The following is a 468-nucleotide window of genomic DNA, read 5'->3' as shown; positions in this document are numbered from 1 at the left end:
GGGGCGGTGAGCTCGAGACCACCAACAATCGCATGGAACTAATGGCGGCGATCGAAGGCCTGCGGGCGCTCAAGCGTGAATGCGAGGTGGTGCTGACCACCGACTCGCAGTACGTGATGAAGGGCATCAACGAGTGGATGGCCAATTGGAAGAAGCGCGGTTGGAAGACCGCGGCCAAGGAGCCGGTGAAAAACGCTGACTTGTGGCGCGAGCTCGACGAGCAGGTCAACCGACACAAGGTCACCTGGAAATGGGTGCGCGGGCATATCGGCCACCCTGGCAACGAACGCGCCGACCAGTTGGCCAACCGCGGCGTCGACGCGGTACGCGCCAAGCGCTGAGCTGGGGTACAATCGCCGGCTTTCCCTTGAAGTACAAGTTGGAGCCACCCGCGTGGTGCAGCAGAACAGCAGATTCGTCGTCCTCGATACCGAAACGACCGGCATGCCGGTCAGTGAGGGGCATCGG

General features: G+C 62.4%; 1 protein-coding gene. It reads left to right on the top strand.

The window, feature by feature from the left end:
• Window positions 1-341, top strand: a 341-nt coding sequence (rnhA, locus tag AAZR19_RS18915) for a ribonuclease HI (RefSeq protein ID WP_434703989.1), incomplete at its 5' end; no start/stop codon positions are given.
• Window positions 342-468: the final 127 nt, after the last annotated feature.

It is taken from the genome of Bacillus sp. Je.9.29.b (assembly GCF_051129925.1).
Lineage (GTDB): Bacteria > Bacillota > Bacilli > Bacillales > Bacillaceae > Bacillus > Bacillus safensis.
Note: the sequence above shows the minus strand (reverse complement) of the source record. Positions and strands in the feature narration are given on the sequence as shown.